This is a genomic window from Thermobacillus sp. ZCTH02-B1 (genome assembly GCF_002159085.1).
Taxonomy (GTDB): Bacteria; Bacillota; Bacilli; order Paenibacillales; family Paenibacillaceae; genus Thermobacillus.
Genome location: NZ_LZRU01000023.1, coordinates 107,615 through 122,097, shown reverse-complemented (window position 1 = coordinate 122,097; position 14,483 = coordinate 107,615). Strand labels below are relative to the sequence as shown.

The 14,483-nt window shown below is 65.8% G+C and carries 8 protein-coding genes; 1 reads left to right on the top strand and 7 read right to left on the bottom strand.

Annotated elements, in window-relative coordinates; genetic code table 11:
* Window positions 1–59: 59 nt before the first annotated feature.
* The gene (locus A9Z00_RS10530) at window positions 60–2,573 is read right to left on the bottom strand and encodes a U32 family peptidase (protein ID WP_296976875.1); all 2,514 of its coding nucleotides are present in this window, start codon (window positions 2,571–2,573) and stop codon (window positions 60–62) included.
* Window positions 2,574–2,861: 288 nt separating this feature from the next.
* Here A9Z00_RS10530 and A9Z00_RS10525 point away from each other — a divergent pair, with 288 nt between their 5' ends.
* Window positions 2,862–3,830: a sugar phosphate isomerase/epimerase family protein gene (locus tag A9Z00_RS10525; RefSeq protein WP_296976873.1), complete on the top strand. Its 969-nt coding sequence runs from the start codon at window positions 2,862–2,864 to the stop codon at window positions 3,828–3,830.
* A 103-nt stretch (window positions 3,831–3,933) separates the two neighbouring features.
* On the opposite strand, the gene A9Z00_RS10520 is transcribed toward A9Z00_RS10525, so the two are convergent.
* The 6 genes from A9Z00_RS10520 to A9Z00_RS10495 form a co-directional block, all read right to left on the bottom strand.
* Window positions 3,934–4,149 carry a DUF2759 family protein gene (locus A9Z00_RS10520; RefSeq protein ID WP_296976870.1) on the bottom strand — a complete coding sequence of 72 codons (216 nt, stop codon included), beginning with the start codon at window positions 4,147–4,149 and terminating at the stop codon, window positions 3,934–3,936.
* Between the two features lie 589 nt (window positions 4,150–4,738).
* A complete protein-coding gene (gene leuB / locus A9Z00_RS10515) occupies window positions 4,739–5,830 on the bottom strand; it encodes a 3-isopropylmalate dehydrogenase (RefSeq protein ID WP_296976869.1) in 1,092 nt (363 codons plus the stop codon).
* 52 nt (window positions 5,831–5,882) lie between these two features.
* A complete protein-coding gene (gene uvrA / locus A9Z00_RS10510; protein ID WP_296976866.1) occupies window positions 5,883–8,762 on the bottom strand; it encodes an excinuclease ABC subunit UvrA in 2,880 nt (959 codons plus the stop codon).
* A 44-nt stretch (window positions 8,763–8,806) separates the two neighbouring features.
* Entirely contained in the window at window positions 8,807–10,807 is a 2,001-nt protein-coding gene (gene uvrB, locus A9Z00_RS10505; protein WP_296976863.1) for an excinuclease ABC subunit UvrB, read from the bottom strand.
* Window positions 10,808–11,261: 454 nt separating this feature from the next.
* The gene (locus A9Z00_RS10500; protein WP_296976861.1) at window positions 11,262–12,800 is read right to left on the bottom strand and encodes a PDZ domain-containing protein; all 1,539 of its coding nucleotides are present in this window, start codon (window positions 12,798–12,800) and stop codon (window positions 11,262–11,264) included.
* Window positions 12,801–12,806: 6 nt separating this feature from the next.
* Complete coding sequence (locus A9Z00_RS10495) at window positions 12,807–14,345, bottom strand: S41 family peptidase (protein ID WP_296976858.1); 1,539 nt, start codon at window positions 14,343–14,345, stop codon at window positions 12,807–12,809.
* Window positions 14,346–14,483: the final 138 nt, after the last annotated feature.

Sequence of the window (14,483 nt, the reverse complement as noted above, 5' to 3'; positions counted from 1 at the left end):
GCACGCAGCCCTGCCGCCACGCCGCGCGGCCGGGCCGTCGTGCCGTTCTGCCGTTTCGATCACTTGACCAAAGCCCCGCGCGTGACGCCGAGCTGGTTGATTGCCTTGAGGGTGCGCCAGACTTCGGTTCCCCCGATTTTGCCGCGGATCGCGCCGGTATAAAGCCGGATGACTTCCTCCACTTTCGCCGCCGGCTCCTCGAGGAACTCGACCCGGAACGTGCCTGCGCCGAGCGCGATGAAGCTCTGCAGATATTCGGCGCCCGACTGCTCGATCGCGTTGTACACCGTGTTGCGGCAGCCGTCGTCGACGCGGACGGGATGCAGCATGCCGATCCGGTCGCGGAGCGACACGCGGTGCTTCTCGCACGGCCGGCCGCAGTTCGTATGGTCCGTCCCGTCGCTCAGGAACGTGCAGTAGACGCAATGCTCCGTATGGAACATCGGAAGATGCTGGTGAATCACGATCTCCGCCCGCGAGCCGTCCATCCGCCGGAGCAGATCCGCCATCTGCTGCGCGTTCAAATCGTAGGAGAGCGTGACGCGCCGGAGGCCCAGGTCCAGCATCAGGTTCGCCGCCTTGTGGTTGGCGATGTTCAGCGAGAAATCGCCGATCAGCTCGGGGAACCGGGATTCGGACCCCGCGGCCTCCGCCCGCTTCCGAAGATAGTATTGGAGCGCGCCCGTGTTCCGGACGAGCACGGCGTCGGGCTCGAGCTTCAGGATCATGGCATGGTACCCGTTTTCCCCGGGCATGTGGATGCGCGGCGTCGCCAGCCCGATCCGCTTTCCCGCCCGGCGCGCCAGCTCGACGGCCGACGCATACTGCCGGATGAATTCGAAGTCGGCGTAGACGAGCCCGACGCCCGCCGCGAAGGCGGCTTCGACCTGTTCCAGGCTGCGGCACAGCGCGGTCAGCTCCGGTTCGCCCGCAAGGGGCGAAGCCGTCCGGGCATCCGCGTAGGGGTCGATGCTCCGCTTCGCGTACGGCCGCGGCCTCATCCGGACCTCCTCCAGCTTCGCCGCCGCTTCCCGGCGGAGCCGGTTCAGCTCGCTGACCGGCAGCATCACCGGCCCCTCCAGCCCGATCTCCATCTCCTCCAACCGGAAAATCGTCCCGCCGAGCCGGCCCAGTTGTTCGGCGAGCAGCGACCGGTCCAGCGGGCGCTTCTCGGCGACGGCCAGCGGCATCGCGCTGACGATCTCCACGCTGTTCGAGGCGCGGATATCGGTCCATACCGTCCGCAGCGGCTCGCCCGCGCGGCCGGACACCGTGACGCGGACCGGGAACGTGCGGTACGGCTTGTCCGTCTCGAACGTCCGGCGCAGGCGCCGCTCGAGCGCCGGGTCGCTCGTCTTCCAGATCCGGTCGCCCGGGTTCACCCGCTTCAGGTTGACATCGCTCCGGCCGGGCACGATTTCAACCGTTTGGCCTTCCCCCGCTTCCCCCTCGACCTTCGCGCCGTTCCGCCGGATGTCGTAGACGCGGCCGCCCTCTTCCGGCAGTTCCGGATTTCCGGCGTCGAACACGATGCCGTCGCCGCGCTTGAGCGGCGCTTCGAGCCGGCATACGACGCCGTCCCGGGTGACGCGCTCGACGCGGCCGAGATAGACGCCGCGGCTCTTCGGGAACGTCCCTTCCACGAGCTGCTTGTTGTTCGTGCCGAGCAGGAAACCCGGCGTGAACCCGCGCGAAAAGCTCTGCTGAAGCTCCCGGATCTCCTCCTTCGAGGGCTCGCGGTGCTCCCCCGCGAAATACCGGTCGATCGCGGCCCTGTATTTGCCCACGACGTTCGCGACGTACTCGGGGCTTTTCAGGCGCCCCTCGATCTTGAACGATACGACGCCCGCCTCGATCAGATCCGGCACGAGCCCGATCGCGGCCAGATCCTTCGGCGAGAGCAGATAGGCGACGTCGCCCATCGGCTTCTCGACGCCGTCGACGATCAGGTCGTAGGGCAGGCGGCACGCCTGCGCGCATTCGCCCCGGTTCGCCGAACGGCCGCCCCACATCTCGCTCGTCAGGCACTGGCCCGAATACGAGACGCACAGCGCGCCGTGGACGAACACTTCGAGCGGCACGTCCGTCTGCTCCGCGATCCGGCGGATGTGCTTCAGGCTGTTCTCCCGGCCGAGCACGACCCGGCTGATGCCGAGGCTTGCCGCGAATTCGACCGCCTCCGCCGAGGTGATCGTCATCTGCGTCGAACCGTGGATCGGCAGGTCCGGCGAGATCTCGCGGATCATGCGCACGAGGCCCAGATCCTGCACGATGACCGCATCGATGCCGGCGTCGGCGCACGCTTCGGTCAGCCGCTTCGCATATTCCAGCTCATCCTCGAAGACGAGGATGTTGAACGTGAGATACCCCTTCATGCCGTAGCGGCGCAGGAAGGCCATGATGTCCGGCAGCTCTTCCATCCGGAAATTCTCGGCCCTTGCCCGCGCGTTGAACTGCTCGACGCCGAAGTACACCGCGTCCGCGCCGTTTGCCGCCGCCGCCCGGAGGCAGTCCCAGTTGCCGGCCGGCGCCAGCAGTTCGATGTCTTCGCGTCCCAATCCGTTCCTTCTCATCCGTATCTCCGATCCTCCGGTATGTCCTGTCTTTCGCCTTCGCGAGATACCGTTCTCCGCCGCGGCAACACCCGTGCAGGCAACACCAGTGTAACACCCGGCGGCCGGGATTCCAATAGCCCGGCCGCGAATCCGGGCGGCGGCACCGGAAGACGGGCGGCCGTTTGGTTTGTTCCTATTCAAATTTGGCATTTTGCCGCGCGCGCGTTCTGCGGGAATCGGGGGCATGATATAATGGACGGGAAGAAGATGTCAGAAGCCGGAATGCGAAGGAGGTCCAGCGGCGGCATGAAACTCGGCATTTTTACCGTGCTGTTCGCACAGAAACCGTTCGAGGAAATGCTCGACTACGTCGCCTCGAAGGGGCTGGAGGCGGTCGAGATCGGTACCGGCGGCTACCCCGGCGACGCCCACTGCAACCGGAGGGAACTGCTGGAGGACGAGGGCAAGCGCAAGGCATATTTGAAAGCGGTTGAATCCCGCGGTCTGATCATCAGTGCGTTCAGCTGCCACGCGAACCCGCTCCATCCGCAGAAGGCGATCGCGTCCGAAGCCGACCGGCTGATCCGCGAGACGATCGACCTGGCGTCGAAGCTCGGCGTGCCGGTCGTCAATACGTTCTCCGGCTGCCCGGGCGACAGCGAGGACGCGAAGTACCCGAACTGGCCGGTCGCGCCGTGGCCGAACGACTTTCAGGAAGTGCTCGAGTGGCAGTGGAAGCACAAGGTCATTCCGTACTGGAGCGAAATCGCGAAATACGCGTCCGAACGGGGCGTCAAGATCGGGCTCGAACTGCACGGCGGCTTCTCCGTCCATTCGCCGGCGACGCTGCTCCGCCTGCGCGAGGCGGCCGGCGAGGCGATCGGCGCCAACCTCGACCCGAGCCACATGTGGTGGCAGGGCATCGATCCGGTGCAGGCGGTCCGCATCCTCGGCAGCGCCGGAGCGATCCATCACTTCCACGCGAAGGACACGTCGATCGATCCGGTCAACGTGAACCGCTACGGCCTGACGGACATGCAGCCGTACACGAACATGCTCGAACGGGCCTGGCAGTTCCGCACCGTCGGATTCGGCCACGACCTGAAGACGTGGGCCGACATCATCAGCGCCCTGCGGCTGGTCGGATACGACTACGTCGTCAGCATCGAGCACGAGGACGGCCTGATGTCCGTCGAGGAAGGCTTCACGAAGGCCGTGCAGCATCTGCAGCAGGTGCTGATCCGCGAACCGCTGGGCGAGATGTGGTGGGTGTAAGCCGCCCGCCGCGCGATCAACCGAACGGCATGAACGACAAGAGCCTCCCGCCCGAGCGGCGGAGAGGCTCTTTGTATTCCGCGCCGGATGCGCTGCCGGCACGTCAGCCCATCCAGATCTCGAAGATCATGACATAGTCGATGAACAGGAAGACCGCGAGGGACACGGCCGCGAATCCGATCGCGAAGTAGTTCTTGCGCGGACGCTCCATGAGCAGCCGCACAAAGCCGATCGCAATGACGATGGTGAACAGCAGCATCATGATGTCGAACGGATCGAAGCTGCTGGCGGTTGCAGACTCTTCCGCAAGAAGCAACATGAGGGGACCTCCTTCTGATTCGTCGCGCCGAAGGTAAACACTGTCTCCGTCTATGTTAGCCTGTCATGGCGCCGCTTGCAAGCCTTTCTTCACATTGTTAACAAGTTTGTCATGCTCCGGGCTTCCCGGAGCCGCCCGTTCTTTAGCATGCCCCAAAAACATTTTCGCCCGCACCATCCGTTTTTTTGCTACAATGGAAGACAGCTCCCGTCACATTCCGCGGATTTCCGCTGCAGCCGGACGTTTGCTCGCGCCCGGAAGCAGCGGCTTGCTCCCCACACGGCGTTCGGATCACCGTCCGGGATTTCCCGCTCAGGCGATCGATCCATCATGGAACGGAATCGAGGTGGCGAGACATCCGGCGGAATGGACGGTCTATCCGCTCGCGGGCTACGGGGAATGGTTCAGAAGAACGCTGGATCTGTACATCCGCGAAACCCGCGGACTGTAACAAGATCGGCCGGACGCAACGAACACCCCGTCCTTGAATGCAAAACGGGCCAGGTCCGTTCCCCGGCCGGCGCGGCGGCATCAACAGCCCCTGCGCCCCGAGCAGCGACGGCCATGGCCCATCGTGTGATGTTCCGGATCAAGATCCGAGAATCTGCTTCGTAATCAGATCCCCCATCCGGTCGGTCCCGACCACCTGCACATCGGGCCTGCCCTGCACCAGATCCGCGGTCCGATATCCCTGTTCGAGCACCTTTTCCACGGCGTTCTCGATTTCCTGCGCCTGCTGTTCCTTGTCGAACGTATACCGCAGCATCAGGGCGATGCACAGGATGGCGCTGATCGGGTTGGCGATGTTCTTGCCGGCGATGCTCGGAGCCGAACCGTGGATCGGCTCATAGAGCCCGAATGTCGAGCTGCCCAGGCTTGCGGAGGGAAGCAGCCCGATGGAGCCGCTCAGGACGGAGGCTTCGTCCGACAGAATATCCCCGAACATGTTGTTGGTCAGGATGACGTCGAACTGCCGGGGATTCAGGATCAGCTGCATGGCGGCATTGTCGACGTGCATGTAATCCAGGACGACATCCGGAAAATCCTTCGCGACTTCCTGGACGACTTCTCTCCAGAGCACGCTGCTTTTCAGCACGTTCGATTTCGCGACCAGCGTGACCTTTTTCCGCCGGTTCCGGGCAATCTCGAACGCCCGCAGCGCGATTCTCCGGATTTCCGATTCGCGGTACGCTTCGACGTCGGAATATTCGCGTTCGTTGTCGACGATTCGCTCTTCCTTCTTGCCGAAATAAATGCCGGACGTCAGTTCGCGGACGATCAGGATGTTCGTGTCCGCCACGATGTCTTCCTTGATCGGAGAATGCTGGATGAGCGAAGGATATACCTTCGTTTCCCTCAGGTTCATGAACAGGTCGAAATGTTTCCGGAGCGGCAGGATCGCGCCCTGTTCCACGCCCGACCACTTCGGATGGTGCAATTCCTCCGGCGGACCGCCGAACGGACCCTTCAGGAGCGCATCGCACGTCGCCGCCTTTTCCAGCGTATGGTCCGGAAGATGTTTGCCGTATTTGTCGTAGGCCTCTCCGCTCGCTTCCAGATGCACGGTGCGGATGTCCCAGCCGTATTTCCGGTTGATCGCATCCAGTACCTTGAGCGCTTCCCTGGTGATTTCTGGACCGATGTAGTCTCCCGGCAGAACTCCTATCGTTGCCCTGACCATTTTTCCAACTCCTTCAGGCGTGATTCACAAACCTAATCATACCACAATTCTCCTACTTCGCCTCGGCCGCCGCAATCTCGGCGCGCCGCCGCTCTTCCATGCGCTTCCGGTCGCGCTCGAGGATCGGCTTCAGGTAGCGGCCGGTGTAGGATACCGGCGATTCCGCCACTTCCTCGGGAGTGCCGGTCGCGATGACCGTGCCGCCTCCGTCGCCTCCCTCCGGTCCGAGGTCGATGATGTGGTCCGCCGTCTTGATGACGTCGAGGTTGTGCTCGATGACGAGCACCGTGTCACCCGCGTCGACCAGCCGGTGCAGCACCTTCAGCAGGCGGCCGATGTCGTCGACGTGCAGGCCGGTCGTCGGCTCGTCGAGAATGTAGAGCGTCCGGCCGTTGCTGCGGCGATACAGTTCGGATGCGAGCTTCACGCGCTGGGCCTCCCCGCCGGACAGCGTCGTCGCGGGCTGTCCGAGCTTGATGTATCCGAGGCCGACATCGAGCAGCGTCTGCAGCTTGCGGTGGATGCGCGGGATGTTGCGGAAAAATTCGACCGCGTCCTCGACGGTCATGTCGAGCACGTCCGCGATGTTCTTGCCCTTGTATTTCACTTCGAGCGTCTCGCGGTTGTACCGCTTCCCCTTGCACACTTCGCACGGCACGTAGACGTCCGGCAGGAAGTGCATCTCGATCTTGATGATGCCGTCGCCGCTGCACGCCTCGCACCGGCCGCCCTTCACGTTGAAGCTGAAGCGGCCCTTCTTGTAGCCGCGCACCTTCGCTTCGGGCGTGTTCGCGAACACGTCGCGGATGTCGTCGAACACGCCGGTGTACGTCGCCGGGTTGGAACGGGGCGTCCGGCCGATCGGCGACTGGTCGATGTCGATCACCTTGTCGAGATGCTCGAGGCCGAGGATCGCATCGTGCTCGCCGGGGCGCGTCTTCGCGCGGTTCAGGTCGCGCGCCAGCGCCTTGTACAGAATCTCGTTCACGAGCGTCGACTTGCCGGAGCCGGAGACGCCGGTGACGACCGTGAACAGGCCGACCGGAATCTTCACGTTGACATTCTTCAGGTTGTTCTCCCGCGCGCCGCGCACCTCAAGCCAGCGGCCGTCCGGCTTCCGGCGCTCCTCGGGCACCGGGATGAACTTCTTCCCGCTCAGATATTGGCCCGTCAGCGAATCCGGGTTGTTCATCACTTCCTCGGGCGTCCCCGCCGCGACGACGCGGCCGCCGTGGATGCCGGCGCCCGGTCCGATGTCGATGATGTAGTCGGCCGCGAGCATCGTGTCTTCGTCGTGCTCGACGACGATCAGCGTGTTGCCGAGGTCGCGCATTTTGTACAATGCCTGGATCAGCCGGTCGTTGTCCCGTTGATGCAGGCCGATGCTCGGCTCGTCGAGGATGTAGAGGACGCCCATCAGGCTGGAGCCGATCTGCGTCGCGAGCCGGATGCGCTGCGCCTCGCCGCCGGACAGCGTGCCGGCCGCGCGGCTGAGCGTGAGATAATCGAGTCCGACCGCCGCGAGAAAACCGAGCCGGTTGTCGATCTCCTTCAGGATGAGGCGGGCGATCGCGCGCTCCTTTTCGCTCAGTTCGAGTTCGGCGAAGAATTTCTGCGCCTCGCGGATCGACAGCGACGTCACGTGCGCGATGTTCTTGCCGCCGACCGTCACGGCCAGGCTCTCCTTCCGGAGCCGGTGCCCCTTGCAGGTGCCGCAAGTCTTCGCGCTCATGAACTGCTCGATGAACTCGCGGATGCCGTCGGACGCCGTCTCCCGGTAGCGGCGCTCCAGATTCGGCACGATGCCCTCGAAGGCGACATACGCCTCGCGCGTATGGCCGAAGTCATTTTCGTAGCGGAACCGGACCTTCTCCCCGCCGGTGCCGTAGAGCAGCTTGTGAATCTGTTCGGGCGGCAATTCCCCCACCGGCACGTTCGTCGGAATGCCGTAATGCTCGCACACCGCGCGCAGAAACTGCGGGTAGTAGTTCGACGTGCTGCCCGCCCAGGCTTCGAACGCCCCTTCCTCGATCGTGAGCCGCGGATTGCTGACGATCAGATCGGGGTCCACGATCATTTTCACGCCGAGGCCGTCGCATTCGGGGCACGCGCCGAACGGGCTGTTGAACGAGAACATCCGCGGCGACAGCTCGTCGATGCTGAACCCGCACTCCGGGCAGGCCAGCTTCGAGCTGAACAGCAGCTCCTCCTGCCCGATGATGTCGACGATGACCTTGCCGTCGGACAGCTTCAGCGCCGTCTCCAGGGAGTCGGCAAGCCGCGGCGCGACGTCCTCCTTCACGACGATCCGGTCGACGACGACCTCGATGCTGTGCTTCTTGTTCTTCTCGAGTTCGATCGGCTCGGACAGATCACGAATCTCGCCGTCAACCCGCACGCGCACGAACCCCTGCTTCCGGATGTCCGCGAGCAGCTTCGCGTGCTCGCCCTTGCGCCCGGAGACGACGGGCGCGAGGATCTGCAGCCGCGTCCGCTCCGGGTACTCCAGGATCCGGTCGACCATCTGCTCGACCGTCTGGGCCGTGATCGGGATGCCGTGCTCCGGGCAATGCGGCTTGCCGATGCGCGCGTAGAGCAGGCGGAGATAGTCGTAGATCTCCGTCACCGTGCCGACGGTCGAACGCGGGTTGCGGCTCGTCGTCTTCTGGTCGATGGAAATGGCCGGCGACAGGCCGTCGATCGAGTCGACGTCCGGCTTCTCCATCTGGCCGAGGAACTGCCGGGCGTAGGCCGACAGCGATTCGACGTACCGCCGCTGGCCTTCGGCATAGATCGTGTCGAACGCGAGCGACGATTTTCCGGAGCCGCTGAGGCCGGTCAGGACGACGAATTTGTCGCGCGGAATCTCCACGTCGATGTTTTTCAGGTTGTGGGCTCTCGCCCCTTTGATGATGATGCGGTCGCTGGCCACTCGCGGTACCTCCCGGTTTCATGCCGCCCTGGGCACGGTTTCTCTCATTCCAGCTCGGCCTTCAGCTCGAGCAGCGCGTCGCGCAGCTCGGCCGCGCGTTCGAATTCGAGCCGCTTCGCCGCTTCCTTCATTTCGGCCTCCAGCCGCTGGATCAGCTTCAGCTTCTCCTTCTTCGACATCTTGCCGAACGACTCCGCGCCGTACTCCGCCTTCGGCTCGGCGACCTTCACGGCTTCGATGACGTCGTGCACCTTCTTGCGGATCGTCTGCGGCACGATGCCGTGCTTCTCGTTGTACGCGATCTGGATCGTCCGGCGGCGCTCCGTCTCGCGGATCGCGCGGCTCATCGAGTCCGTGATCGTGTCGGCGTACATGATGACGCGGCCCTCCGCGTTCCGCGCCGCCCGTCCGATCGTCTGGATCAGCGACGTCTCGGAGCGGAGGAACCCTTCCTTGTCCGCGTCGAGAATCGCGACGAGCGACACCTCGGGCAGGTCGAGCCCCTCGCGCAGCAGGTTGATGCCGACGAGCACGTGGAACACGCCGAGGCGCAGGTCGCGGATGATGGCCATCCGCTCGAGCGTCTTGATGTCCGAATGGAGATAGCGGACCTTGATGCCGATGTCCTTCAGGTAGTCGGTCAGATCCTCCGCCATCTTCTTCGTCAGCGTCGTGACGAGCACGCGCTCGTCCTTCGCGATCCGCGCCCGGATCTCGCCGACGAGGTCGTCGATCTGCCCCTTCGTCGGCCGCACCTCGACGACCGGATCGACGAGGCCCGTCGGCCGGATGATCTGCTCGACCACCTCGTCGCAATGTTCCAGCTCGTACGGTCCGGGCGTCGCGGACACGTAGATGAGCTGATTCGCCTTCGCCTCGAACTCCTCGAACCGGAGCGGCCGGTTGTCCAGCGCGGATGGCAGCCGGAATCCGTGCTCGACGAGCACTTCCTTCCGCGACCGGTCGCCGTTGTACATCGCGCGCAGCTGCGGAATCGTGACGTGCGACTCGTCGATGACGATCAGGAAATCGTCCGGGAAATAATCGAGCAGCGTGTACGGGGGCTCGCCCCGCTTGCGGAACGTGAGCGGTCCCGAATAGTTCTCGATGCCCGGGCAGTATCCCATCTCCTGCAGCATCTCGAGGTCGTAGCGCGTCCGCTGCTCCAGGCGCTGCGCCTCGAGCAGCTTGCCCTGCGACCGGAGCTCCGCCAGCCGCTCCTCCAGCTCGCGCTCGATGTTCTGCAGCGCGAGCTTCAGCTTCTCCTGGTGGGTGACGAAGTGGGACGCCGGGAAAATGGCGACGTGGTTCCGCTCCCCGATGATCTCGCCGGTCAGCGTGTCGATCTCGGTGATCCGCTCGATCTCGTCGCCGAACAGCTCGACGCGGACCGCCCGCTCGTGGCTGCCGGCCGGGAAGATCTCGATCGTATCGCCCCGCACGCGGAACGTGCCGCGGACGAAGTTGATGTCGTTGCGCTGGTACTGGATGTCGACCAGCTTGCGCAGAATCTCGTTGCGCGGTTTCTCCATGCCGACGCGGAGCGACAGCACGAGGTCGCGGTACTCGTCCGGCGAGCCGAGGCCGTAAATGCACGACACGCTGGCCACGATGATGACGTCGCGCCGCTCGAACAGCGAGCTGGTCGCCGAGTGGCGCAACTTGTCGATCTCGTCGTTGATGCTGGCGTCTTTCTCGATATAGGTATCCGTCTGCGGAATGTAGGCTTCCGGTTGATAGTAGTCGTAATAGCTGACGAAATAGGAGACCGCGTTGTTCGGGAAGAAAGACTGGAACTCGCTGCACAGCTGCGCCGCCAGCGTCTTGTTGTGCGCGATGACGAGCGTCGGTCGGTTCAGCTCCTTGATGACGTTCGCGATCGTGAACGTCTTGCCCGTGCCCGTCGCGCCGAGCAGCGTCTGGTGTTTCTTGCCCTTCCGGACGCCTTCCACCAGCTTCGCGATCGCCTGCGGCTGATCCCCGGTCGGCTTGAAATCGGAGACAAGCTCGAACGGCTTGTCCAGAATCGCTATCGGTTCTCGCATCGGTCTCGCTTCCCTCTCCTTTCGGCTGTCCGCCTCCGGCGGCGCACCTTGGACGATGACGATGCGCGCCGGGCGCCCCGCCGACGTCCGGGTCTCTCCGGTTCGTCCGCCATTATCCGGTATGCCCCGTGCGGCCGGCCGGCAGACGCGGGACGGACCTGTCCTTCCCGCGTCCCCGGCCGGATGGGAATAAATGTTCCCATTCGATTATATCGGTTCTCCCGGCGCAGCGCAATCGCGGGTCGGATCTTCCATCCCCGGACGAGCCGCCGCCGGAATCGCCGCTGCATGCGCAACGGGAATACCAAGAAAAAAACACCCCCGTCACGCGGGGCGGGGACGGCCCGATTCCGGAACCGGCGGCACGGCCTGCGAATCGCCCCCTGCCGTTCGGTCGGCCCGCAACCGTTGGACCGAACGGACAAGGGGCGCGGACAGGCCTGCCGGCGCATGGTCATCGATCTTTCGTTTGCGGGACGACGGCCGCCCCCTCCCGGGCGCCGTCCGGTCCCCGGGCGCCGCCGTTTCCGCCTTCACCCCCCGCTTGGGCCGCATGCAATCCAGGGGCGGGCATTCCGCCCGGCGCACCCCCGGTTTCGGCGGCCGGCAGCGCCAGGGACGCGGCATCCTCGTCCCCGCCGGCGGCGGAACCGGCCGCTTCACCGGACGAATGCCCGGCGGCGGCTTCAGTCTGCACGGCGATCCCGTCGGCCGGTCCGGCCGATGCCGCCTTCCGGCGGCGGTAGGGCCGGCTCCAGGGCAACAGCCCGATCAGCGTTCGGGAAGCGCCGCTCACGGTCCAGGAGGCGTCTTCGAACGGCGCCATGATCAGGCCGAGCTGGTGATGCTCGTTCTCGTAGCGCGCGCGCTGCGCAAATCGCACATGGCCCTCGTGGTTGAGCAGCTCGATCTTGCAGAACGCCGGGTTTGCCGCGAGGCCGTCGTACAGGTCCTCCGGCGAGCGGACGGCGACGCCGTTCACCTTGCGCACGACCTCGCCGGGCTCGATGCCGAGCTGCGCGCCCGCGGAGCCGGGCAGCACCGCGAGCACCCGCAGCCCGCCGCTTTCATGGGCGTACAGCGGGGCGGATGCCGCCTCGCGGGTCCGCTCGAGCCAGAGCGCGATCTCGCGCAGCGCCGGCAAGGCCGCGGCGGCCGCGGTCAGCACCAGTTCCCAGCGGGAAGCGGCCGCGCCCGCTGCGGCGGCGATCAGCCCGGTCCAGAGGAGCGGCTTCGCCGCCCGCGCGGCCTTCGCGGCCGGCAGCAGCGAGGTCGTGCGCCAGACGGAGCCGACGACGACCGGCAGGCCGAGCATCGCCCAGCCCGCCGCATCATCCGCGTTCCAAAACAGCGGCGTCCACGGCAGCGCGGGGGACGACGCGTCCGCCGGCACGAGCAGCAGCAGCGGCACCGGCCAGACGGCGTCGATGCGCCAGCCGCCGATCGGCCGGCCGCGCTTGCCGTCGACGATGACCGGCCCGGCGAGGCGGCGGCTGAAGAAGCGGAGCATGAGCGCCTCCAGCGGCAGCAGCAGGCCGGCGACCAGCAGCAGGCCCGCCGCGTCGAACGACGCGAGCGACGCCGTCAACCGGCGGACCCATTCGGGCGCGCCCGACCAGTCGAACCAGCCGGCCGCCCATTGCAGGAACGCGACGAGCCCCGCGCCGTAGGCCGCCGACACGAAGCGAAGCCGCACGAGCCCGAGCAAAAGCGACGCGCACCAGAGCCAGATCACGGCTTCCGCGTTCAGATCGACGCCCAGGAACTGGACGGCCGCGGAGACGATGACGCCGGCCATCAGCCCCGCCGGCAGCGCCGCAAGCATGCGGCCGGGCCAGGCCGTCAGCCGCGCGTGGAACAGCCTGCGCTCCGTCCGAATCTGACGGAACGCCAGCAGCAGCACCAGCAGCACGGCGATGTATCCGAACGGCTGGAGCAGCGCCCGGACGATGCCGTATCCCGCCTGCACCAGCCATTCCAGCCACCATTCCATCGGCCTTCACTTCCCTTCCGCTTCGCTCTTGCCCGCCTGCTCCTTCCGCGCCGCGGATCCCGCTTCCGCCGTGCCTCCGTCCGAAGCCGACGCGGCGACCCGCGCGCGCAGCGCATCGATCGCCCGGTTCAGCTGCCGGTCGTTCGCGGGATCGCCGATCCGTTCCCGCACCCGCTGCTCAAGCCGGTCCGCCGTCGCGTCGTCCGTGCGGCCGGTCGCCGGGAGATCTTCGGCCTGCTGGAAAGCCTTCAGCGCTTCCTCGGTCGCCGCGTCGAAATAGCCGTCCGTCCTGCCGGCATGGTACCCGAGCGCCTTCAGCATGATCTGCAGGCTCTTCACATCCTCGGCGGCCATGTCCCGGGCCAGCGTCCGTTCCCTGGACAGGCGCGCCACCCGGAAATAGTCCGGCTGCTCGACGGCGATGTCAGGGCTTACGCCCTCGTCGTGCACCCACCTGCCGGAGGGCGTCAGCCATTTCGCGATCGTCAGCTTGACTTGGCTGCCCGGAGAGGCATGGCTCTCGTAGCTGACCTGCACCGTGCCCTTGCCGAACGTCGTCTCGCCGACCAGCAGCGCGCCGGCCGACTCCTGCAACGCCGCCGCCAGCACCTCGGCCGCGCTCGCGCTTCCCCGGTTGATGAGCACCGCAACCGGATAAGGCTTCTTCTCGCCCTGCGACACCGTCACTTCGCGTCCGCCCTGCCGATTTTCGACCTGCACGATCGGCTCACCCTTCGGGATGAAGAGCTGCGCGATCGAGACGACGGCCGGCAGCGGCCCGCCGGGATTGTTCCGCACGTCGATGACGAGCGCCTTCATGCCGGACGCCTCGAGCTCCTCCAGCGCCTTCCCGAATTTGTCCAGCGAATGAAGCGTGAACTGGCGGATTTCGATCACGCCGATGCCGTCGGGCGTCAGACGCGTGAAGATCGTTTCCAGATCGATCTCGTCCCGCACGAGGATGAGCTCGAACGGCTCCGCAACCCCCTCGCGCTGCACGAGCAGCTTCGCCTTCGTTCCCTTCGGTCCGCGGATCAGATTCACGGCCTCGTTCAGATCGACGCCGACGAGCGAATGGCCGTTGACCGACAGGATGACGTCGCGGGGATGGAGCCCCGCCCGCTCGGCGGGCGAATCCTTGATCGCCGATTCGACGATCACCAGGCCGCCCCGGACCTGCAGCCGCGCGCCGATGCCCGAGAACGTCCCCTCGAGCGAATCCTCGAGCTGCTCCGCCTCGCTTTTGTCCAGCCAGGCCGAATACGGATCGTCCAGCGTCTCGAGCATGCCGCGGATCGCGCCCTCCAGCAGCTTCTCCCGGTCGACCGGGACATAATATTTCCGTTCGATCAGATCCAGCACTTCACCCAGGCGGGCGGCTTCCCGCTCGGTCAGCCCTCCGTCTCCGGACGGCGCCGCTCCGGCCTGCGGCTCCAAATCCCGCCCCTCAAGCAGCCACCGCTCCGCGGCCGTCAGCGTGACAAGCGCGGACGCAAGCGCCGTGAGGAGGAGCATGGCGGTCACCGTGCGGCCGCGAAACAGCATGGATCGTCCCCCCGTGTTCCGCCGTTCCCGGACACGTTCGCGAAGGCCCGCGCTCCCCCGCGGAAAGGCGGCGCCGGACGGGACGGTGCAGGCGTCCGAAGCCCGCGCGTTCCTGCCTGTGGAGAAAGACCGCCATCC

What these genes read in the sequence shown, in the direction of transcription:
- A9Z00_RS10530 (WP_296976875.1), bottom strand. Translation starts at nt 2,573, where the DNA reads ATGAGAAGGAACGGATTGGGACGCGAAGACATCGAACTGCTGGCGCCG.
- A9Z00_RS10520 (WP_296976870.1), bottom strand. Translation starts at nt 4,149, where the DNA reads ATGTTGCTTCTTGCGGAAGAGTCTGCAACCGCCAGCAGCTTCGATCCG.
- A9Z00_RS10495 (WP_296976858.1), bottom strand. Translation starts at nt 14,345, where the DNA reads ATGCTGTTTCGCGGCCGCACGGTGACCGCCATGCTCCTCCTCACGGCG.
- leuB (WP_296976869.1), bottom strand. Translation starts at nt 5,830, where the DNA reads ATGGTCAGGGCAACGATAGGAGTTCTGCCGGGAGACTACATCGGTCCA.
- A9Z00_RS10525 (WP_296976873.1), top strand. Translation starts at nt 2,862, where the DNA reads ATGAAACTCGGCATTTTTACCGTGCTGTTCGCACAGAAACCGTTCGAG.
- uvrB (WP_296976863.1), bottom strand. Translation starts at nt 10,807, where the DNA reads ATGCGAGAACCGATAGCGATTCTGGACAAGCCGTTCGAGCTTGTCTCC.
- A9Z00_RS10500 (WP_296976861.1), bottom strand. Translation starts at nt 12,800, where the DNA reads ATGGAATGGTGGCTGGAATGGCTGGTGCAGGCGGGATACGGCATCGTC.